Genomic DNA, 21,386 nt, shown 5'->3' with positions numbered 1-21,386 from the left:
GAGGAGCCCCTATCGCTTTATGATTGGGGCTTTATTTTTCTTTTTGAATTAAACTCTTTCTCCATCAAAAAGAGACTGCCTTAAAGACAGTCTCGACATACATTAATTTGCACTTCTTTTAAACGGCCACCAGTTTGCCTGGCCGAAGTTCTTGACCATAACCGGAATAAACAACGGCAGCACTACCAGTGCATAAAGCATTAATCCGACCAGAACGATAGACGCGATCTGCAATAGCGACAGCATCCCGGATGGCATCATGGCCGCGAATGTTCCGCCAAGGATAACAGCAGCTGAGATAATAACTGTGCCCATCTTTTTCATGGACAACAGCATTGCATCTGCAATTGAAAGGTCACGATATTCATTAAAGCGGTCCATTAAGAAAATGCTATAATCAACGCCAAGTGCGACCAAAATAACGAATGCAAAGAATGGAACCGCCCAGCTGATGCCCGAATATCCAAGCAGGTTTACAAAAATCGCTTCATTCATTGCCATACTTGTATAGTAGGTCAAAATCAATGAACCAATTAAATAGATTGGCATGATAATAGACCTGAAAAGGAACACAAGAATAATCGAAATACCAAGCAGCATCAATACAACTGTACGGGAATAATCCTGATCTGACATCGTGCTCAAATCAGCATTCGTACTTGTTATCCCTCCTACTGCGACAACCGCATTTTCAAGCTTGGTCCCTTTTGTCGCTCTTTCCACCGCTTCTTTAATTTCATCCACCTGGTTAATGGCTTCGTTGGAATAAGGATTTGCTTCTAGCACTACATCCATTGTCATGACTTTTCGGTCCTCCGACAAATAGACATCAAACACCTGGGCAAACTCTTCATCCTCCAGAACTTCAGGCGGCAGATAGAAACCATCCATATTTTCCGAATTTGATAGACCTGCCAGATAATCCTGTGCCGAACCGAGACCTTCAGACACCTGTTCCAGCCCATCTGCACTCTGGCCAAGACCATCTGTCAGCTGGCTGATTTGTCCGCCAAGACCGCTGAATCCTGCGAGCAGCTGTTCCTGCCCGCCATTGATTCCTGCTAAACCATTTGTCAGCTTCGGAAAATTATCGACGATTTGCCCCTGCCCGTCAGCAAGCTGATTGAGGCCAGCCTGCTGGGCTTCAATTCCGTCTATTAGCTTCTGGAGGCCTGCAGCTAATTCTTTTGGCCCGATATGGCAGTTCCAAAGTTTCTATTCGCTTCGGCCAAGCCAGTCTGCAGCTTTGTTAAGCCACCATTAGCAGCATTAATCCCTTCGGAAACCTTTGGAAGCTGCTGCTGCAGGCCTGCAACCTGACCTTTAATAGCTTGGTACTGGGGATCTTGGGCCAATGCTGGGTCATTTGTTTCAACATAGCCAAACAGTGCATCATTCGCCTGTTTGATGCCATCCGATAGCTGATTTACATTCGTCTGGATTTCTTTATAACCTGCAATTAGTGAAGGAATTAACTGTTCCGCTGACTGATATCCAACTAGCAGCTTCTGGTATCCGGCAAGAAGCTCTTCGGCACCAGCCTTGGATTTTTCCAAGCCATCTTTAATTTGATCTGAACCCACAGACCCCCGGCGAATTCCATCTTCAATTTTTGCAAGGTTCGTCTGAATTTCACCAAGTCCGGACTTGATTTCATTGGTGCCAGAGATCAAATCGTTGATGCCTTTTGTGGCATTCTGCAGCTCAGGCTCTGATTTGGACAGTTCGCTGCTTGCTTCATTTAAGCCGTCTGAAATTTTATTTAATCCGTCCTTACCTTCTCCAAGGCCTTCTTCAAGAGTCTCAGCTTGTTTGGCAACAAAGAAGTCTTCGATTGGCTCTCCAGTTGGTCTTGTGACAGATCGGACTGTATCCACCAGATTTACTTTTTCAACCTCTCGGCTGATTTTTTCAGCCAGGCCTACATATTCTGCGGAATCCATTTCCTCATCGTTTTTCAAGACGATTTGCGTTGGCATGGATTCTCCTGGCCCAAAGCTGTCAGCAATGGCATTAAACGCTTTAATGGAATTAACATCTCCTCCGATTTCCTCAAGGGAGTTGTAAGAAAGTTCTCCGTCATATGTCACCAGGAACGGCACACAAACGGCTGCCACTATAAGCAATGCCACGAATGGACGCGCAAGAGAGAATCGCCCGACTGTACCCCATAGCTTGCTTTCTCCATGCTCGGCACTCTTTTTCGAAGGCCAGAAAATTTTCTGCCCCAGCACCGCCATAAAGAATGGCACAATGGTAAATAAAGCAATTAATAATATTGCTACACCAATGGCCACAGCTGCTGCTGACTGATAAAGAATAAATTGCGAGAAGCCAATTGCAGCAAAGCCAATCATAACAGCCAAGCCGCTGAAAAATACTGTGCGGCCCGCATTCCGGTATGTTGCCACAATGGCATCCGCTGTGCTTTCATTATAGGAAAGTTCTTCTTTAAAGCGGCTTAGCAGAAGGATACAATAGTCTGTTCCAATCCCAAACAGAATCGCCACAAGGAAAATCTGAGTATAGTTTGAAATTGGAAAATCCAGTCTATCCACTAAAAATGCCACAATGGATTGTGAGGCAAGATAGGTAAATCCAACTGTCAGCAGCGGGATAATTGGCGCAACCACTGATCGGAATACCAGCAGCAAAACAACCAGAATAAAGACGACTGTGATTCCTTCCGTCTTTTTCAGTCCTTCCTGCGAACTGTTCATGAGATCTTCATTGATCAGCCATTCACTCGTATAATAATGATCTACCTTTGCATCATCAATAGCTGAGTAAAGCTCTTCACTCAGCTCAGCTGGCTCACGGTCGTTCCAGCTTACATTGACAGAAGTCAGAATGGACTTGCCATCCTCTGAAACAAGCTGTTCTTTCAAGCTTTCTTCATTAAAGTGGGTAAGAATTTCCGTAATTCCCATTTCGCCGCTTTTTTCTTCAAGCTTTCGGACAGCTTTCTCCGCTTCTTGGATTTCTTCTTCTGTCAGCTTTTTATCATTATGAAAAACAAGTGCGACCTGGGTCTCATCCCCGCCGCCTTCCTGCTTCTGCACTTCTTGCATGATATCCCCGGCAAGTGTGGATGAATACTCTTCAGGCACAGTAATCTGCCCTTTGTCACGGACCAGATCTGCCATGTTTGGCGCTGCCATAAACAAGCCGGCAACCACTGCGATCCAAACGACAATGACAAGCCATTTTCTTTTAATAATTGAATACACTCTTTAATCCCCCGCTTTGTTTTCTGATAAAGTGAAACTTCAATCAGTGGGGGTTCTCTCCCCCACTGATTGTTAGTTGAACCAATCGGGCCTATACGGGCAGTTTGACTCCCGCTCATACTCCTTCGATTGCTCCTGAGTCTAGAACGGGAGCCTTACTGCCCGTTAGACTGCGATAGTACTTTATCCAATTTTTCAAAGGTTTCAATGAACTGCTGGATTTCGGCCTGATCAAATCTGTTTATCAGCGATTCTACAAGGTTATGAATCTTTTCTTCTGCTTTGACGTACAACTCATTCCCTTTTTCGGTAAGAGTCAGATAGACAACCCTGCGATCATTTTCATCTCGTGTTCGCTGAATCAGCCCTTTTTCCCACATGCGCGTGATCATCGCCGTAATCGCGCTCTTTTTCACGTCAAACACTTCTGCAAGCTCTGACGAAGTACAAGATCCCACCTGATTTATGTACCTCAGTGTAAAATGCTGGTCATTGGTCAGATCGCTGCCTATTTGATTTTTCACAAGTGACGCAGCCTTTTTCTCAACGGAAAAAGAAACGGCAATATACCGGTCGACCAAATCCTTAATATTTGGCACATTCACTTATATATTCACCTCACAAAGTAATTATTCTATCGTTTAACTGTTCAACTGTTTAACTATTAACGTAGTTAACTTTAATACAGGGGAAGATGGTTGTCAATTAAACTTCATCAAAAGGAATAAAATAACGTTTTCCTTTTTTATTTCCTGCACTGTACCCAGGGCCCTGATCAGCAAATATAATTTCCAGCAAAAAAGACCCCATCTCTGGAGCCTTGTCCGTTAAAATTCGATTTGAATCTTTTCCGCATCTTGAATCTTCTTCCCATCAGCACTAAACACATCGCTGGTGGTGATTTCGAAATTTGTCAAATCCGATTCTTCTATAATAAAGCCAACATTGCCAGCTTTGGTTTCGTTTGGCCCAATTTCTTCTGTTAGCCCATCAAGGTAAATATCCTTTTCCCAGGTGATTTGCTCACCTTTACTTGTTTCAAGGATGGCTGCCGGGGCAAAGTTCACTTTTTGATCTGAAGTGTTCTTTATTTCAACAAAGACTTTAACAAAATCAAATTCCTCGTCATGCGTCAGGGTATGAAAATAATCCACTAAGCTGTAGTCTGGCTTCAAATGCATTACTTTTGCATCTGTCACTTTCATTTCAATTGGGCCGATACTATGAATACCATTAACGTTTTTTGTTTTTTTCAAAGTAAGTTCACCTTTTTCGTCCAGGTGAGTCTGTCCTGCTTTTTCCAACTGCCGATCATCCGGAACCTGAGGGTTTGGTGCATAATTTTTCACAGTTTCACTTTTTTCCGGAGCTTCAGCACTGACATCAGAAGGCTGTTCCGGCGCGTTTGAGCATCCAAATAAAACAAACGATAAGAGAGCAATCATTGTTATCAGTTTTTTCATGATGATCCCCCTTCCATTGGTGTAAAAGTTCCCGCTGCTCCTTGAAAGCAGCGGGAGATGATACATTATTTATCTTCAACTTTTACATTGGACTTCAATATTTCAAAAATCAATTTAGCATGGTCTGTATTTTCGATTTGCCCTGCAAAGCGGTCGCTTGAAGGGCCAAATGCATATACCGGCACGTCTTCACCAGTATGGCCGCCAGTTGTCCAGCCAGTATGTGATCGCTCATTAAAGATTTCCTCAATCGCGTTATCAATATCTGTTACATTCTTCGTTTCGGCAGCATCTTTAACAGATTGGATCTCTTCACCAGTTAGATCAAGGTCGATATATTGGTTCAAAGTTTTTTCTGCATCTGCACCTTTTACAATTTCCGCTGCCATAAAGTCAGGTGTACGCTTTGCTGCTTTAATTGGCTCGCTGAACCAATTATAGATGCCGTCAGAACCGATGGAATAGCCCCCAGTTGAGTGGTCAGCAGTTGCAACAACAAGGGTATGCTTGTCCTTTTTTGCAAAATCAATAGCTGCTTTGAATGCCTTTTCGAAGTCTTCCATTTCGCTCATTGCCCCAACTATATCATTATCATGGCCAGCCCAGTCTACCTGGCTGCCTTCTATCATCAGGAAGAAACCGTCTTTATCCTTGTTCAAACGCTGGATTGCAGAACTCGTCATTTCTTCCAATGAAGGAGTGTCTTCTGTGCGGTCAATCATTTTTGGCAAGCCGCGCTCTGCAAATAAACCAAGAACCTGCTCATTGTCATCCGCAAATAACTGGTCCCGGTCTGTTACATAGCTGAATCCATCCTTCTTAAACTCTTCTGTAAGATTTCTGTCATTGCGGACAAATAAATCTGTACCTCCGCCTAGAAGTACATCTACCTTATGATCGCCATTGATAAGCTCATCATAGTAATCATCCGCAATGGCATTCATATTCTTGCGGCTTTCGTCATGGGAGCCGAATGATGCAGGAGTCGCATGCGTAATTTCAGACGTTGCCACAAGTCCTGTTGCTTTTCCTTTCTCTTTTGCAGCTTCCAAAACGGTTTTCACTTCTGATCCATCGTTATCTACGGCAATCGCATTGTTATAAGTTTTAATGCCTGCAGACATTGCTGTTGCTGCAGATGCGGAGTCTGTTACATTTTGTTCCGGATCTTCCGGGTAAGTCATTTGCTGGCCGACCAAATATTTATCCAGCTCGGAACGCTCAACAAACTTTGTGCTTGGGTCGTCTTTCATATAACGGTATGCAGATGTATAAGATACTCCCATTCCATCACCGATAAGGAAAATTACATTCTTAATTTTTCTATTATCTTCGTTCCCTTTTGCTTCTGTATGCTGAACTGTACCCATCAGTCCTCCAAACGCAACTGCAGAAGCAGCAAGAACCGGAATTGCTTTTTTTGTCAATTTCTTTAATCTCATTCTAGTAATCCTCCCTGTTGTTTTTAACCACAATTAAAAGTATAGTGACAGTGTGTAAATGGAAGATTAATAGAATGTAAAGATTAGAGGGCACTTATGTAAAGACCTGGTCTTTGCTTTCTTGGAATTTTTTGTGTAAAATCCATTAACAAATGAAAGTGTTGAAGGAGCGATTTTTTATGAAAGTTTTGGCCCTGCTGGGAAGCACAAGAGAAAATGGCAACTCCGAATTCCTGGCAAAAAAATAGTAGAAGGCACTGAACATACCCTTGTTCAGCTGTCTGAAATGCATATTGAACCGATTATTGATAAGAGGCATGCAGCAGGCGGTTTTTCACCGGTAAAAGACGATTATGAGCAATTAATTCAGCATATGCTGTCACATGATGTTTTTCTATTTGCCACGCCTCTGTATTGGTATGGGATGAGCGGTCCGATGAAGGATTTCTTTGATCGCTGGTCACAGTATCTAAGGGATGAACGCTTTAACCTGAAAGAAGAGCTGGCAAAGAAGAAAGCTTACGTTGTTATTACAGGCGGCAGCAGCGCGAAAGTAAAAGGACTTCCCCTTGTTCAGCAATTTCAATATATCTTCGAGTTTGTAGGCATGGAGTTTGCTGACTATATCATTGGAAGCGGAGTAAAGCCGGGAGAAGTTAAAGAGGACACTCTTGCTTTAGCCAAGGCCGAACAGTGGAATACATTGTTTTCAAAATAAAAAGGCGGACTCACCGGTCCGCCTTTTTTCATATCACGATTCCTGTCTTACCCTGGAATCTTTATTCAGCTGATTTTCCCCATCAGGGTCTAAATATAATTTCCTGCTTGGCATAGCTACATAAACACGCTCATTTTCAAGAATGTCCATGATCTCAAAATTAATTTCTTCCTTAATTTTCAGGAATTCTCCCCAATTTGTCGTTTTGGTAAAGAAATAAAGGAAGATATCGAGTCCATTTTCTTTGTAGTCGTCAAAGGTCACAAGAATGGTTTCCGGGTGTATATCGGGATGATTTTTTAACAGATACTCGATCTGCCCTACCACATTCGCCATTTGATCTTTCGTTGTATCATGAGTAACACGCAATCTGAAGCTGATTTGCCTTTTCCCCATCTTGCTCCAGTTTGTAATCGATTCATTGGCTAAAGTAGCATTAGGAACTGTGACCAGCGCCTGGGCAAATGTCCTTACCCTGGTGCTTCGAAAAGAAATATCTTCAACTGTTCCCTCCACACTTGGCGTCATAATCCAATCGCCAATCGTGAACGGCTTTTCAGTAATGATGACAAATCCGCCAAACAAATTGCCCAGTACATCCTTGGCAGCAAAAGCAATGGCGACTCCGCCTAATCCAAGTCCAGCAACAAAGCCATTAACATCATAATCAAATTCCTGGGCAACCACGCTTATACTGATCGCCACAATAACAACTCTCAAGGACTTTGAGATAAATGGAATGAGAATATCATCAATTTCCAGATTATACCTAACCTTTAGACTGGTAAAAAGGGCAGATGATGCAGCTGCCATGTTGTACAAGCCCCAGGTAATCATAATGATAACAGACGCTCTAATAATATCTAAAAACAAGGAATTATGCTGGTTTAAGTGAGGAAAATAACCGACAGAAACATAGATTCCTATAATGATAAATAACCACTGAATCGGCTTTTGAAATGAAACAAAAATATGTGAGAAAAAGTCATTTGGCGCTTTTCTGCTAAGCCTTAATAATAGTGTAAATATATATTTGGTGAAAAGCTTCCGGAAAAGGAGAAACAGCAGGAAAATCCCAATTGATATTCCCAGATCCACCAATATATCTTCTTTCATGTAAGTTTCCCAGAACATATGAATAACCTCCTTGATGCTATTTGTTATCATAACATAATTCTATAAGACAGGTTATCATACGAAATTCCCTAAAAAACGCATTGGAAAAACCTTTCTTCATCCGAAGAGCTTGCCCAGTTCAATACCCAGCAAAGCCAAGAGTATTCCGCCGCCATAGCTCAATACATTATAAAGAATGAGCTCTTTTTTCCTTTTATCCATATGGAGCTGTATTGCTTCCAGCTTAAATGTAGAAAAAGTAGTGAAAGCTCCCATAAAACCAGTGCCGATCAGCATAAAAAGACTGCCTTCTATTCCTGAGCCCACCATGATTCCAAGAAGAAGGGAACCACTTAAGTTAATAACAAGCGTAGCTGCAGGGAACCTCGACACAATCCTTTTATTTATAACCTGACTGACCCACAGCCGGCATATCGCTCCAAAGAAACCGCCCATCCCCACCATCAGAAAATGAAACATACTCATTCTGCTTCTTCTCCTTTCGTGACTCGGAATCCTAGTCGGCTCATCCATAATCCGCCAAAAATGCTGGCTGCAACATACAAAACTGCCAGTGCTGTCTTTCCATCGAGAAAGAGTGTTACCGTTTCAACACTTAAGGTTGAAAAAGTCGTAAAGGAGCCAACAAAACCAGTTCCCAGAGCTGTTTTTAAATGGGCTGGCAAGGAAAAACGCACAAGCAGACCCGTCATAAGCCAAGCGAGAAGAAAACTTCCCAGCAAATTAACCATCAAAGTAGCAAATGGAAAAACCGCACTCTCATGAAAGAGGAAAATACCAATGGAGTACCTCAAAGAGGCTCCAAGAAATCCTGCAGCCCCAACTAATAAATAAACCACCCCTATCCCTCCCTTTTTTCTTAGTTTGTCCAATATAAAAAGACTCCTGCCAGCTACCTCACAACTGACAGGAGTCATTAGCCTAAAGGCGGTTAAAGGTGAACTCCATCACCTATTACTTTTTATCTTCATTAACACTATAAAACATATGAACAGGGATTAAAAGACCTTTAAAAAATCTTCTTTAACAACATCATCACTATCACGGCGAAAATCCTGGTCTCGTCATCCACCTCATATTGGTTTCGGTCAATTTATATGTCCTCCTGTTAAATTTCTTGGAGCAAAAGTATTGAATTACTATTCTAGCAGAACAAATACTCAGCACATTTTATTTAAGTAATATTGCCTCATCCCCAACTCTTATCTCACCACATCGTTCAACTTTTGCCCAAACCCCAAACATTGCAGCATGGTGAGTTGCCAAGGTTTTCAATATACGAGCATCCTGCTTTAGTTCCTCTTGAGGATTGTTTACCATAATACACCTTTGAAGCGGGGCAACAATTTTCAGGGTAACACTTTCTCCTACTTGAATTAGCTGATCCACCCATTCATCCTCAAGATACCCTGTTGCTTCTGTTTCGATTACTAGGTTTGCCCGAAATCGGCGAGAGTCTGCTATTTCCGCTAAATCCTTACTTAACATTTTTAACGCAGAGGTTGTGATGATACTTATGGGCCCTTCATCAAAATGTGATATTGACTCTTCCTTTGCCAATATTACTGGAAACCCTAACAGCTCACTTAGTGCCTTGTTTACCCTTTCCTGATCACCTCGATATTCTGTTCCATCGGGCATAGTGATAAGGGGGTGTCCCGCTCATATTTTGCTTTAAAGTTAAACAAGCCTTCCATCTGCTGAAAGCGCCGTGTAGTCTTTCCACTGCCAAATTTTCCATCCTCATTTTTAATTGCCCATAAACGGTCTCCGAGTATACCTCGACTATCAACTGGGGCAGAGGATAAAGACTCCCCCAAAACTGATTTCACTGGAAACCTATTGATTTCTTGGACTCTTCCAATACGTTCATTCTTTTGATTCAAAGTCTATCCCCCCGTATTTGGCCTAAACCTGCAGTTCGTAAGATTAACTCTCCTTCATTTTACTTCGTATCCCTTTAAACTTGATCAATAGCAAGTTCGACAAAAAAGAGCGTTAACCCTTTTTGGATCAACGGGAACCGTAACTTATTTATATTTATTAAAAAGTGAGATAAGAAGGCAAGACCAATCTTATTGAAGAAAAACACCGTTAGGTAAGTAAGGAAAAAACAGTATCAGGTAATTGATGCGGGTTTAAAAAGCGTGTTGAAATATTTATACAAACACAACAGCCAGTGATTTTGTCTGCGGAATATTACTGTGGGTTTTAAGAATGTAACTTCAAATTTTTACGATTGGAAGAGGACACCATATTGCAATGTCCCCAATCATTAAAGTGACTTCTCGAAATGCATTAGCCACTTCTCTTTGTTTCGAAAGATAGAGTTACACTTAACTTTATTCAATGCATTTAAAGCATAACATTGTCAAAAACACTTTAAAGAATCATATAGTTTAAGTTACAACAAATAAAAAACCACCAAATATGTATTTGGTGGAGACGGAGGAGTCGAACCCTCGTCCAGAAATATCGGCACTTAAGCTTCTACGAGTGTAGTCGATATATTCGCAATTCGCTGATCCTTATGCCTATCGACGGGCGTCCGGCCAGCTAGCCTGGTTGTTCTCTTCCTTCATCCTCAGGCGGTGGAATCCGGCGTAGCCCACTAAGAGTGAGTCCGCTACCCTACCACATGGGCTATGGAGGGGCGAACCGCTAAAGGCCTATTAGGCAGCTAAAGCGAAGTTGTTTTGAGTTTTGCCAGTTATTGGCTTTGACGTTTTAACGAGGCCGATCCCCTCGACTCGCAACCTAAGCTCGAACTATCCCTGTCGAATCCGTAGCGTCCCCATTATAATAGGTCTGCGTCGAATCTTATTCAGTACGCTGACGTTCGGATAAGCTCGAATAGATGAGCTAAAGATTGTGTCACTCGCTGTGACAATTACTATTATAGCACACTGAACTAATTTTTCAATTGTAAGGTTCTGGGTTTACATTTTCTGCCTTTCACGGAAAGCACGCTCTACTTCACGCTTGGCTTCTTTCTTCTTCAGATCCTCACGCTTGTCATATTTCTTTTTACCCCTTGCCAGGCCAATTAAAACTTTTGCATAACCATTTTTAAGATACATTTTTAATGGAACGATCGAATAGCCGACTTCCTTTGACTCGCCAATCAGCTTGCTGATTTCTTTTCTATGCAAAAGAAGCTTTCTTGTCCTTAGCGGATCGTGATTGTAGCGGTTTCCCTGCTCATAAGGACTGACATGCATGCCGAAAAGATAGATTTCATTGTTTTGAATTCTGGCATATGAGTCCTTCAGATTCACCTTGCCCGCACGGATCGATTTAATTTCCGTCCCCTGCAGAACAATGCCTGCTTCGTATGTTTCTTCTATAGCATAGTCATGATAGGCCTTTTTATTTTGCGCAACCATTTTGCCAGTTCCTTTTGGCATGTTGAATCCCCCTTTGCTCCTCTTTCCTGAAATCAGGAAATGCAGCATCCGTTCTATAGCGGTCTCTCTATTATAGCAAAATTGCGTGCCCCTCTCAACGAGTAGCCCTGCTGAGAAGGGAAAGAGAGAGCCTTTTCGGCCCTCCCAATTTTTTTACCTCTTCTTTTTCTTCCGCTTTGCTTTTGGCGCATTTTCGTAATGCTTTTTCTCTTTTTCTTTCTCGGGCCGCCTGAACTGTTTCCATTTCCCTGGTCAGTCTTACTTCTGCGCGGCTTTTTCTCGCTGCTGCCTGTCTTGAACACCTTTGGAGCTTCACGTGGTTCCCGTCTGCGGGTTCCCTTCATGCCGACGATCTCAAAATCAATCGAGCGTTCGTCTTTATTTACATTGACGACACGAACAGTGATCTCGTCGCCTATGCGGAACACATTGCCCGTACGCTCGCCAATCATCGCCATCTGGCGCTCGTCATAGCGGTAATAATCGTCCGTCATATAGCTGACATGAATAAGGCCTTCAATTGTGTTTGGAAGCTCGACAAACATTCCAAAATTCGTAACAGAACTGATGATCCCATCATATTCTTCGCCAATTTTATCAGCCATATATTCCGCTTTCTTAAGCTCATCTGTTTCGCGTTCCGCTTCCACTGCACGGCGCTCCATATTGGAAGAATGCTCAGCAATATCCGGGAGCTGTACATTCCACTTTTCCCTTGTCGCCTGATCCAGCTTGCCTTCAATTAAATAGGTGCGGATTAGTCTGTGGACAATTAAGTCCGGGTAACGGCGAATCGGTGATGTGAAGTGTGTGTAAAACTCTGTTGATAACCCGAAATGGCCCAGGCTCTCTTCATAATATTTCGCCTGCTGCATGGAGCGGAGCATCACTGTGGATACAACCATTTCTTCCGGCTTTCCCTGAACCTCTTCAATGATTTCCTGAAGAGCACGCGGGTGAACGGAATTGGCTGTTCCTTTTACAATATAGCCAAAGTTCGTGATGAACTCGAAAAATCTTCTCAGCTTATCTTCCTTCGGATCTTCATGGATACGGTAAATGAAAGGTACATCCATCCAATGGAAGTGCTCAGCAACGGTTTCATTGGCTGCGAGCATAAACTCTTCAATTAGGCGCTCCGCAATCGAGCGTTCGCGCAATGCCACCTCTGTCGGATTGCCCTCTTCATCCACAATGACTTTCGCTTCTTTAAAATCAAAGTCGATGGCTCCGCGATGCATTCTCTTATTACGCAAGATCAGAGAAAGCTCCTTCATCAGCTCGAACATCGGCACAAGCGGCTGGTACCTGTCGATAAGTTCTTCGTCCTGCTCTTCCAAAATCTTATTCACATCTGAATAAGTCATCCGTTCCGTTGTTTTGATCACACTCTGGAAAATCTCGTGATTCACCACTTCCCCATCCGGTGTGATTTCCATCTCACAAGAAAGGGTAAGACGGTCCACTTTCGGATTCAAAGAGCAGATGCCGTTTGATAAGCGATGCGGAATCATCGGGATCACCCGGTCCACTAAATACACGGAGGTTGCCCGCTCTTCAGCCTCCCGGTCGATTGGTGAATCTTCGCGTACATAATACGTTACATCTGCAATATGGACACCCAGTCTGTAATGTCCGTTTTCAAGCTTTTGGACCATTACTGCGTCATCAAGGTCTTTCGCATCAGCACCGTCAATGGTAACGATGACTTCGTTCCTAAGATCCCGGCGGTTTTCCAATTCACTTGGATCAATCGTATCCGGCGTTTCTTCAGCTTGCTTAAGCACCTCATCCGGAAACTCAAGCGGAAGGCCATGCTTGTGAATAACAGATAGAATATCCACACCCGGGTCATTTTTATGCCCGAGAATGTCAATAACTTCTCCTTCTGCACTCTTTCTGCCTTCTGGATAAGTGGTCAGTTTTACAACGACCTTGTGCCCTTCAACAGCGCCTTTTGATGCTGCTTTGGGGATAAAAATATCACTGGCAAACTTTTTATCATCCGGGATAACAAATCCAAAATGCTTACTTTCCGTATAAGTTCCGACAATTTGTGTCACACCGCGCTCTAAGATGCGGACAATTGTACCTTCCCGCCTCTGCCCTGAACTCTCAGTCGTCACACGCGCAAGAACGATATCGCCATTTAAAGCATTATTCGTTTCATTGGGCGGGATAAAAATATCATCCATTCCCTGCTCTTCCGGAATGACAAAGGCAAATCCCTTTGCATGGCCGGAAAGCTTGCCGCGGATAAGATTCATTTTTTCCGGCAAGCCGTAGCGATTGCTTCTCGTCCTGACGACAAGCCCTTTTTCCTCCATGACAACAAGTGCCTTGACGAAATCTTTGAAGCCTGTGGAATCCTCTATTCCAAACGCAGCTTCAAGCTCCTGAACCGTCAATGGCTTATACGCTTCATCTTTCATATAATGAAGCAGCTTGTCGATCAGTTGTTGTATATTAATTTCCATATCTTCATCCCTCCTTGGGGAGTTTTTCTTCTGGTATTATTCTTCCCAATCAAGCTTTTCTAAAAACCCATACACATCTTCGTGCAGCTGATCACGCTCTTTATCGAGAGTAATCACGTGCCCGGATTCTTCGTACCACTTCAGCTGCTTTAAGTCATTCTCCACTTCATTAAAAATGATATTAGCACTGTCCGTGTTGATCATATGGTCATGTCGTGCCTGTACAACAAATGTTGGGGAGTAAATCATATCCACATGATTTCGCACATCCGCGATCAGCTCCTGGAGTGCCTTTAATGTATTCATCGGTGTTTTTTGGAACTCTTCCATTTCCTGTTCAATTTGTTCTTCCGGCTTACCTTCAAGTCTCTTATATTCTCTCGCGTAGCTCAGAATTCCTTCATACATGACTTCTTCGCTTTTTATGTACATAGGTGCGCACATCGGAACAATACCCTTTACAGGTACAGTGTAACCCAATTTAAGGGAAAATACGCCGCCAAGGGAAAGTCCGGCCACTGCAATTTCTTTATGTCCCTTGTTTTTTAGAAATTCATACCCTTCCACCACATCTTTCCACCAGTCTTCCGGGCCTGTATGAACCAGCTCTTCTGGCGGAACTCCATGTCCCTTATACTGCGGGGCATGGCAGGTGTATCCCTTCGTTTCAAGAAATCTTGCCATCATTCTTACATCTGCTGTATTTCCGGTAAAACCATGCAGCAGCAGGACTGCTCTTTTTCCATTTCCAAATGTAAACGGTTTTGGCGCCACAACTCTCATTGATAAAACTCCTTTTACCTTTATAATTCCTATATTTTTATTAATCAAACGTGTGATTAAATCTGCATTCCTTATTTTTAGCAAACAGCGGGGCAACATGCCAATAAAAAAGCTTTCTTATGTAAAAAATGTGAACGTTAGCCAAAATAGGCAAATGTACAGAGCCAAAAATAAAAGCCTGACCTTCTGAAGGCCAGGCGCTGCATTCATTTATATCGCGAAATAAGAAACTAAAACAGTAAGGATAAAGAATAAAACAGAAAGAACGATCGTGATGCGGTGAAGAATCAGATCAATCCCGCGTGCTTTTTGCTTTCCAAAAAGCTGCTCAGCTCCCCTGAAATGGCACCGGAAAGACCTGCGCTTTTACCAGACTGAAGGAGTACAACTACAATTAGGCCAATCGAAACTATGACTAAAAGGGTAATCAATAATGTATGCATGAAGCCACCTCCTGAAAACGTACAATCACATTATTCTTAATTTATCACATTTTTATTGCATAAACAATAAGATTTTGGCAGGACCTGTTAGTTGGAAGGACTTTTATAGCAGCTGAGAGAATTTATATTGTGAAAGGAATGATGCCGTTGATCATAAAAGAGAGGAAAATATCAAATTTTATTCTAAGCATTAATGCCTGAGTAGACTCCCGCTATCACAGCCAAAAAGGGGTCTCATCGAAAATGATTTAACAAAGCGGAAAAGCAGGTATTCGCGGAGAAGAGGCTGTGGATTACTTTTTAAAAGATTAACCTGAGTTCATAATCGTTAAAGATACTCGGCTTTCCAATGGAAACGGAGACTTCTTTCAAATCGATATGCTTCTCCTATGCCCAAACTTCCTTCTTATCCTCGAAATTAAGAACATCTCCGGCACTCTTTATTTTGACCCCGCATTTAACCAGCTGAATATGAGCAAGCAAGAAAAGGAAAGAGGTTTTCGATCCTTTAATACAAGCTAAAAGGCAGCAAAAGGAACTTGGAAAATGGCTGGCTGATCATAAGATTCACACACCCATTGAATATCTTGTTGTAATCAGTAATCCTTCTACTGTTATCAAGACTTCCTCTTATCACAAATTGGCCATAGAAAAGGTGCTGCATGCGAGCCATTTGAGAGAAAGGATAGATAAACTAAAGGAGAACTATCCGGCAGAGACATTAACAGACAGAGAGATCAGAAAGTTAAGCAGAGCTATTACAAAAAAGAATATCCCTGCGAATTACAATGTCCTAAAATACTATGACATTGATATAAAAGAGATTATTACCGGCATTCAATGTCCTGAATGCAGCAGATTTTCAATGAAAAGGATGCTGGGCACCTGGAAATGCAGTAATTGCCATACTGCTGATAAGGAAGCACATATTAGAACCCTCCATGATTACCTTCTTTCGATTAGTTCCTCCATTACGAATCAGCAATTTCGGGAATTCACCCATTTATCTTCCTCAAATATTGCCAAAAAGCTGCTTACTGCGCTGAAACTTCCCTTTTCCAGTTCATATAAAGACCGAACCTATCAATTATCTGCCGATTTTTTTGAGAGACTCCATTTTACCAGCCGAAAATGAATATTTACTGGCCAATATTTGATTTTTACCGGCCAAAACCGGGAAAATGCCGGCCAAACTGTCCTATTTACCGGCCAACATCAAAAAAACAGCCGCCCCACGCGGGACGGCTTCACAAGCAAGATTACTTGCTCAAGTTATAGAAGGATTTTAATCCATCATATACAGCTAAATCGCCAAGCTCGTCTTCGATGCGAAGAAGCTGGTTGTATTTAGCAATACGGTCTGTACGTGACATTGAACCAGTTTTGATTTGGCCAGCGTTTGTTGCAACAGCGATGTCAGCGATTGTAGCATCTTCTGTTTCACCGGAACGGTGAGATACAACTGCTGTGTAGCCGGCACGCTTCGCCATTTCGATTGCTTCGAATGTTTCCGTTAAAGTACCGATTTGGTTTACTTTGATCAGGATTGAGTTGCCTACGCCCTGCTCGATTCCTTGAGCAAGCTTCTTCGTGTTTGTAACGAATAAGTCATCACCAACAAGCTGAACTTTTCCGCCGATGCGATCAGTTAACAGCTTGTGTCCTTCCCAGTCGTTTTCGTCAAGACCATCTTCAATTGAGATGATTGGGAACTCGTTTACAAGCTCTTCGTAGAAGTTAACCATGTCTTCTGAAGTTAAGCCAGTACGGCCTTCGCCTGCAAGATCGTATTTGCCAGTTTCTTTGTTGAAGAACTCAGAAGAAGCAACATCCATTGCAAGGTAGATGTCTTTGCCTGCTTCGTAGCCAGCATTTGTGATAGCTTCAATGATGACTTCAAGAGCTTCACGGTTAGAGCCAAGGTTTGGAGCGAATCCGCCTTCATCACCTACAGCTGTGTTCAGGCCTTTGCCAGATAAAACTTTTTTCAATGAATGGAAAACTTCAGCACCCATACGGATTGCTTCTTTAAAAGTAGGAGCTCCTACAGGCATGATCATGAATTCCTGGAAGTCCACGTTGTTGTCAGCGTGAGATCCGCCGTTGATGATGTTCATCATTGGTGTTGGAAGCTGCTTCGCATTGAAGCCTCCAAGGTAACGGTATAACGGAAGTCCTACAGACTCGGCAGCAGCATGTGCACAAGCCATGGATACGCCAAGGATCGCATTCGCGCCAAGCTTGCCTTTGTTTTCAGTTCCATCTAATGCGATCATCGTGCGGTCGATGCCAACCTGGTCAGTTACATCTAGACCAATAACAGCGTCAGCAATTAGGTTGTTTACGTTGTCTACTGCTTTTTGAACGCCTTTTCCAAGGTAACGGGACTTGTCGCCGTCACGAAGTTCTACTGCTTCGTGCTCACCAGTGGACGCTCCAGAAGGAACGATGGCACGGCCAAAAAATCCTGATTCTGTTAAAACTTCAACTTCAACTGTTGGGTTACCGCGGGAATCTAATACTTCACGAGCATATACTTGTTCGATAAATGGCATAGTAATTCTCTCCTTTTTTATAGAAAATCTTTTATTTTTTCAATAAAGAGGTTCCTGTCATTTCTTCAGGTTTTTCCAATCCAAGCAGGTCCAGGACAGTTGGAGCAAGGTCTCCTAAAATTCCGTCTGTACGGAGCTCTGCACCATCCTGTGTAACGATGACTGGAACTGGGTTTGTTGTATGAGCGGTCATTGGGCTGCCTTCCAAGGTAACAACTTCATCAGCGTTGCCATGGTCAGCTGTGATAATCGCTTTTCCGCCTTTAGAAATAATCAAATCAACAATTTTGCCAAGGCATTCGTCAACTGTTTCAACCGCCTTGATCGTTGGCTCAAGCATGCCTGAGTGCCCCACCATGTCCGGGTTGGCAAAGTTCAGGATGATCGCATCGAAATTATCAGCCTCTATTTCCTTCAGCAACGCGTCCGTTACTTCATAAGCGCTCATTTCAGGCTTAAGGTCATAGGTAGCTACTTTCGGTGAATCGATCAGGATCCGCTCTTCGCCAGGGAATTTCTCTTCACGTCCGCCGCTCATAAAGAACGTCACATGAGGGTACTTTTCTGTTTCCGCAATGCGGAGCTGTGTTTTTCCATTTTGCGCTAGAACTTCACCAAGGGTGTTATCAAGGTTGGTCGGTTTGAACGCAACATATCCGTCAACTGTTTCACTGAAGTGGGTTAAACAAACGAAGAACAAGTTCTCAGGATGTCCTGGCCCTCTATCAAATGAACGGAAGTCTTTATTTGTAAAAGTGTTCGAAATCTGGATTGCCCGATCCGGACGGAAGTTATAGAAAATGACTGCATCATTTTTCTTAATTGTTGCAACCGGTTTACCATCTTCTGCTGTTATGACAGATGGAATGACGAACTCATCAAAGATACCATTCTTATAGTTATCTTCAACTAAATCCAGGGGATCGCTGTATGATGGGCCATCGCCATACACCATGGAACGGTATGACTTTTCAACTCGCTCCCAGCGTTTGTCGCGGTCCATGGAATAATAGCGTCCAGAAATCGTCGCAAATTCGCCGACTCCGTATTCCTTCATTTTTTCCTGCGTTTCTTTAATGTAGCCTGCTGCTGTTTGCGGGCCAACATCACGTCCATCCAGGAACCCATGAACATAGACATTCTTCACGCCTTCTTCAGCAGCCATGCGAAGCAGTGCGAATAAGTGCTGAATATGGCTGTGAACGCCTCCATCTGAAAGAAGTCCCATCAAATGAAGATCCGTGCCATTCTTTTTGACATGGTCAATAGCAGAACGGAACGTTTCGTTTTTCTCAAAATGTCCTTCACGAATGGCCACGTTTACTCTTGTTAAGCTCTGATAAACAATCCGGCCTGCACCAATGTTTAAGTGGCCTACTTCAGAGTTTCCCATCTGCCCTTCTGGAAGACCTACTGCTTCGCCGCTGGCTGTCAGAGTTGCGTTAGGGTAGGTATTCCAGTAGCGTTCGAAGTTTGGCTTCTTTGCCTGGGCAACGGCATTTCCCATCCGCTCTCCACGCAATGCGAAGCCATCTAAGATGATTAATGCAACTGGAGATTTACTCATTCTTGCCTGCCTCCAATAATTGAAGGAATGATTGCGGCTCAAGGCTTGCGCCGCCTACAAGAGCTCCATCAATATCAGGCTGGCTCATATATTCTTTAATATTTGCAGGCTTTACGCTTCCGCCGTACTGAATGCGGACTGCATCTGCTGCAACTTGGGAAAATTGCTTCGCAACTACAGAGCGGATATGTGCACATACCTCATTCGCATCTGCCGATGTTGAAGACTTGCCAGTTCCGATTGCCCAGATTGGCTCATACGCAATAACAGTCTGCTTTACCTGCTCTTCAGTTAGACCATTAAGAGCCTTTTCCACCTGAGAGCCTACAAGATCCATTGTTTCGCCCTTTTCACGCTGTTCAAGCGATTCACCGACACAAACGATAGGAGTTAAATTGTATTTAAAAGCAGCCAGAGTTTTTTTGTTAACGGCCTCGTCTGTTTCATTAAACATTTCCCGGCGCTCGGAATGACCAAGGATTACATATTTTACCCCAAGGTCTTCAAGTGCCACAGGACTGATTTCGCCTGTAAAAGCACCACTTTCTTCAAAGTGCATGTTTTGCGCGCCGATTTCAACATCATAACCCTTTGCGCTATCCACAAGGCGTTCCAGGAATAGTGCAGGGGCACATACAACTGTTTCTACCTGCTCCTTCCCCGGTACTAAGCCATTGATTTCTTCAAGAAATACTTTCGCTTCCGGAAGTGTTTTATGCATTTTCCAGTTTCCTGCGATAATTGGTTTACGCATGTTGCACGTCCTTTCATGCTTTTATTATTGTCAAAAGACAGGGCTAAACAGCCCTGGTTAAATTATTTATCGTTTAAAGCCACTACGCCAGGCAGAGCCTTTCCTTCCATAAACTCAAGGGAAGCGCCGCCGCCTGTTGAGATATGGCTCATGCGGTCAGCAAGATGGAATTTCTCAACTGCAGCTGCAGAATCTCCGCCGCCAATGACTGAATATGTATCGTTCGCTTCTGCTAAAGCCTCAGCCACTGCTCTTGTTCCGCCGGCGAATTTTTTCAATTCGAACACACCCATTGGCCCATTCCAGATGACCAGCTTGGAATTCTGGATTACATCACTGTAGATTTCGCGCGTTTTAGGTCCGATATCAAGTGCTTCCCAATCAGAAGGAATTTCTTCAATTGCTACTGTCTTAATATTGGCTTCCTCGGAAAAATCGTCTGCTACCACGACATCAACAGGCATGTAGAAGTTCACGCCTTTTTCTTTCGCTTTTTCCATAAAGGACTTTGCAAGTTCAATCTTATCTTCTTCCAATAGGGATTTCCCTACTTCATGGCCCTGTGCCTTTACAAATGTATAGGCCAGTCCGCCGCCAATGATCAGGTTATCTACCTTTTCAAGAAGGTTTTCTATTACACCGATCTTATCTTTAACCTTTGCGCCGCCGATAATGGCTGTAAATGGACGCTCAGGATTTGAAAGAGCTTTTCCAAGTACATCCAGTTCTTTTTCCATTAATAGTCCTGATACTGCAGGAAGATGATGCGCAATTCCTTCCGTTGAGGCATGTGCACGGTGTGCTGCTCCAAAGGCATCGTTCACATACACGTCAGCAAGCTCAGCAAATGCCTTTGCAAGTTCAGAATCATTCTTTTCCTCTCCAGGATAGAAACGCACGTTTTCAAGAAGAAGAACATCTCCTTCACTTAGCGTGTCAACCATTGCTTTTACAGAATCGCCATATGCTTCATCGGCCTTCTTCACTTCTTTGCCAAGAAGCTCGGACAAACGCTTTGCTACTGGTGTTAAACGCAATTCTTCAACAACTGAACCCTTCGGACGGCCCAAATGGCTTGCTAAGATTACTTTAGCACCCTGGTTAGTCAAATACTCAATAGTTGGAAGAGCTGCACGGATACGAGTTTCATCTGTAACCTGTCCATCCTTCATAGGTACGTTGAAATCAACGCGGCAAAAAACTCGTTTGCCTTTTAACTCCACATCTTTTACGCTTTTTTTGTTCACAGCAAAAGGACCTCCTTACCAGGAAAAGCGGAAGCGCCTTGCCCAGGGGCGACAAGTATAAGACGAGCGCTGGCAGAAGGCGTGCTTTGCCTTCAGAAGCGATTGGCTTATGACTCGAGACCCCAGGCGCTGGAGCTAGACACCAACCTAGTCAATTATTTTT

17 protein-coding genes, 1 other RNA gene, 3 pseudogenes and 1 riboswitch are annotated in these 21,386 nt (G+C 43.2%); of the genes and pseudogenes, 3 read left to right on the top strand and 18 right to left on the bottom strand.

What is annotated here, in order from left to right:
• Positions 1-102: 102 nt before the first annotated feature.
• The 4 genes and pseudogenes from M5V91_RS25485 to M5V91_RS25470 all read right to left on the bottom strand — a co-directional run bounded on the left by M5V91_RS25485 (position 103) and on the right by M5V91_RS25470 (position 6,135).
• Positions 103-3,230, bottom strand: a pseudogene (locus M5V91_RS25485) (MMPL family transporter).
• Positions 3,231-3,385: 155 nt separating this feature from the next.
• Positions 3,386-3,835, bottom strand: coding sequence for a MarR family winged helix-turn-helix transcriptional regulator (locus tag M5V91_RS25480; protein WP_009331792.1), 450 nt, complete (start codon positions 3,833-3,835; stop codon positions 3,386-3,388).
• A gap of 222 nt (positions 3,836-4,057) precedes the next feature.
• Positions 4,058-4,693 (bottom strand): DUF4352 domain-containing protein, encoded by a 636-nt coding sequence (locus M5V91_RS25475; protein ID WP_251175549.1) that lies wholly within the window; start codon positions 4,691-4,693, stop codon positions 4,058-4,060.
• A 65-nt stretch (positions 4,694-4,758) separates the two neighbouring features.
• Positions 4,759-6,135, bottom strand: coding sequence for an alkaline phosphatase (locus tag M5V91_RS25470; protein WP_192907859.1), 1,377 nt, complete (start codon positions 6,133-6,135; stop codon positions 4,759-4,761).
• A 179-nt stretch (positions 6,136-6,314) separates the two neighbouring features.
• Between M5V91_RS25470 and M5V91_RS25465 the strand changes: the two are divergent.
• Positions 6,315-6,853 (top strand): annotated as a pseudogene (locus M5V91_RS25465) (flavodoxin family protein).
• Between the two features lie 33 nt (positions 6,854-6,886).
• Here the strand turns inward: M5V91_RS25465 and M5V91_RS25460 are convergent.
• From M5V91_RS25460 to secG, 10 genes and pseudogenes are all read right to left on the bottom strand, one after another.
• The gene (locus tag M5V91_RS25460; protein ID WP_192907861.1) at positions 6,887-7,987 is read right to left on the bottom strand and encodes a mechanosensitive ion channel family protein; all 1,101 of its coding nucleotides are present in this window, start codon (positions 7,985-7,987) and stop codon (positions 6,887-6,889) included.
• A 99-nt stretch (positions 7,988-8,086) separates the two neighbouring features.
• On the bottom strand, positions 8,087-8,455 hold the full coding sequence (crcB, locus tag M5V91_RS25455; RefSeq protein ID WP_192907862.1) for a fluoride efflux transporter CrcB: 369 nt from the start codon (positions 8,453-8,455) through the stop codon (positions 8,087-8,089).
• A complete protein-coding gene (locus M5V91_RS25450; protein ID WP_192907863.1) occupies positions 8,452-8,829 on the bottom strand; it encodes a fluoride efflux transporter FluC in 378 nt (125 codons plus the stop codon). The genes crcB and M5V91_RS25450 overlap by 4 nt, the downstream gene beginning before the upstream one ends.
• Positions 8,830-8,890: 61 nt before the next feature.
• Positions 8,891-8,951, bottom strand: a riboswitch (Fluoride riboswitch).
• A 209-nt stretch (positions 8,952-9,160) separates the two neighbouring features.
• The gene (locus M5V91_RS25445) at positions 9,161-9,550 is read right to left on the bottom strand and encodes an MOSC domain-containing protein (RefSeq protein ID WP_284521580.1); all 390 of its coding nucleotides are present in this window, start codon (positions 9,548-9,550) and stop codon (positions 9,161-9,163) included.
• Positions 9,551-9,588: 38 nt separating this feature from the next.
• Positions 9,589-9,876, bottom strand: a complete 288-nt coding sequence (locus M5V91_RS25440; RefSeq protein WP_284521579.1) for an MOSC N-terminal beta barrel domain-containing protein — start codon at positions 9,874-9,876, stop codon at positions 9,589-9,591.
• Positions 9,877-10,427: 551 nt separating this feature from the next.
• Positions 10,428-10,786, bottom strand: a transfer-messenger RNA (tmRNA) gene (gene ssrA, locus M5V91_RS25435).
• A gap of 143 nt (positions 10,787-10,929) precedes the next feature.
• Positions 10,930-11,397, bottom strand: coding sequence for an SsrA-binding protein SmpB (smpB, locus tag M5V91_RS25430; protein WP_009331807.1), 468 nt, complete (start codon positions 11,395-11,397; stop codon positions 10,930-10,932).
• 53 nt (positions 11,398-11,450) lie between these two features.
• Positions 11,451-13,874 (bottom strand): ribonuclease R, encoded by a 2,424-nt coding sequence (gene rnr, locus M5V91_RS25425; RefSeq protein WP_439649951.1) that lies wholly within the window; start codon positions 13,872-13,874, stop codon positions 11,451-11,453.
• Positions 13,875-13,910: 36 nt separating this feature from the next.
• Complete coding sequence (locus tag M5V91_RS25420) at positions 13,911-14,657, bottom strand: alpha/beta hydrolase (protein ID WP_009331809.1); 747 nt, start codon at positions 14,655-14,657, stop codon at positions 13,911-13,913.
• Between the two features lie 210 nt (positions 14,658-14,867).
• Positions 14,868-15,100: pseudogene (gene secG / locus M5V91_RS25415) on the bottom strand (preprotein translocase subunit SecG).
• Between the two features lie 378 nt (positions 15,101-15,478).
• Here secG and M5V91_RS30745 point away from each other — a divergent pair.
• Both M5V91_RS30745 and M5V91_RS25410 read left to right on the top strand, forming a co-directional pair.
• Positions 15,479-15,622, top strand: a complete 144-nt coding sequence (locus M5V91_RS30745; protein WP_439649950.1) for a hypothetical protein — start codon at positions 15,479-15,481, stop codon at positions 15,620-15,622.
• A 151-nt stretch (positions 15,623-15,773) separates the two neighbouring features.
• Positions 15,774-16,235, top strand: coding sequence for a hypothetical protein (locus M5V91_RS25410; protein WP_192907868.1), 462 nt, complete (start codon positions 15,774-15,776; stop codon positions 16,233-16,235).
• Positions 16,236-16,359: 124 nt separating this feature from the next.
• Here the strand turns inward: M5V91_RS25410 and eno are convergent, their stop codons facing one another.
• The 4 genes from eno to M5V91_RS25390 all read right to left on the bottom strand — a co-directional run bounded on the left by eno (position 16,360) and on the right by M5V91_RS25390 (position 21,223).
• Complete coding sequence (gene eno, locus M5V91_RS25405) at positions 16,360-17,655, bottom strand: phosphopyruvate hydratase (protein ID WP_019383296.1); 1,296 nt, start codon at positions 17,653-17,655, stop codon at positions 16,360-16,362.
• Positions 17,656-17,686: 31 nt separating this feature from the next.
• Positions 17,687-19,222: a 2,3-bisphosphoglycerate-independent phosphoglycerate mutase gene (gene gpmI / locus M5V91_RS25400; RefSeq protein ID WP_009331814.1), complete on the bottom strand. Its 1,536-nt coding sequence runs from the start codon at positions 19,220-19,222 to the stop codon at positions 17,687-17,689.
• A complete protein-coding gene (tpiA, locus tag M5V91_RS25395; protein WP_009331815.1) occupies positions 19,215-19,976 on the bottom strand; it encodes a triose-phosphate isomerase in 762 nt (253 codons plus the stop codon). Before tpiA ends, gpmI begins: the two co-directional genes overlap by 8 nt.
• Positions 19,977-20,038: 62 nt before the next feature.
• Positions 20,039-21,223: a phosphoglycerate kinase gene (locus M5V91_RS25390; protein WP_009331816.1), complete on the bottom strand. Its 1,185-nt coding sequence runs from the start codon at positions 21,221-21,223 to the stop codon at positions 20,039-20,041.
• Positions 21,224-21,386 lie beyond the last annotated feature (163 nt).

The sequence above is a fragment of the Cytobacillus pseudoceanisediminis genome (assembly GCF_023516215.1).
GTDB lineage: Bacteria > Bacillota > Bacilli > Bacillales > Cytobacillaceae > Cytobacillus > Cytobacillus pseudoceanisediminis.
The sequence above is the reverse complement of the archived record's forward strand: the minus strand, read 5'-3'. Positions and strand labels throughout refer to the sequence as shown.

Excerpts from the sequence above, each read along its gene's own strand:
- rnr (WP_439649951.1), bottom strand. The coding sequence starts at position 13,874 with ATGGAAATTAATATACAACAACTGATCGACAAGCTGCTTCATTATATG.
- eno (WP_019383296.1), bottom strand. The coding sequence starts at position 17,655 with ATGCCATTTATCGAACAAGTATATGCTCGTGAAGTATTAGATTCCCGC.
- crcB (WP_192907862.1), bottom strand. The coding sequence starts at position 8,455 with ATGAGTATGTTTCATTTTCTGATGGTGGGGATGGGCGGTTTCTTTGGA.
- M5V91_RS25475 (WP_251175549.1), bottom strand. The coding sequence starts at position 4,693 with ATGAAAAAACTGATAACAATGATTGCTCTCTTATCGTTTGTTTTATTT.
- gpmI (WP_009331814.1), bottom strand. The coding sequence starts at position 19,222 with ATGAGTAAATCTCCAGTTGCATTAATCATCTTAGATGGCTTCGCATTG.
- M5V91_RS25470 (WP_192907859.1), bottom strand. The coding sequence starts at position 6,135 with ATGAGATTAAAGAAATTGACAAAAAAAGCAATTCCGGTTCTTGCTGCT.
- tpiA (WP_009331815.1), bottom strand. The coding sequence starts at position 19,976 with ATGCGTAAACCAATTATCGCAGGAAACTGGAAAATGCATAAAACACTT.
- M5V91_RS25420 (WP_009331809.1), bottom strand. The coding sequence starts at position 14,657 with ATGAGAGTTGTGGCGCCAAAACCGTTTACATTTGGAAATGGAAAAAGA.
- M5V91_RS30745 (WP_439649950.1), top strand. The coding sequence starts at position 15,479 with ATGCTTCTCCTATGCCCAAACTTCCTTCTTATCCTCGAAATTAAGAAC.
- smpB (WP_009331807.1), bottom strand. The coding sequence starts at position 11,397 with ATGCCAAAAGGAACTGGCAAAATGGTTGCGCAAAATAAAAAGGCCTAT.
- M5V91_RS25460 (WP_192907861.1), bottom strand. The coding sequence starts at position 7,987 with ATGTTCTGGGAAACTTACATGAAAGAAGATATATTGGTGGATCTGGGA.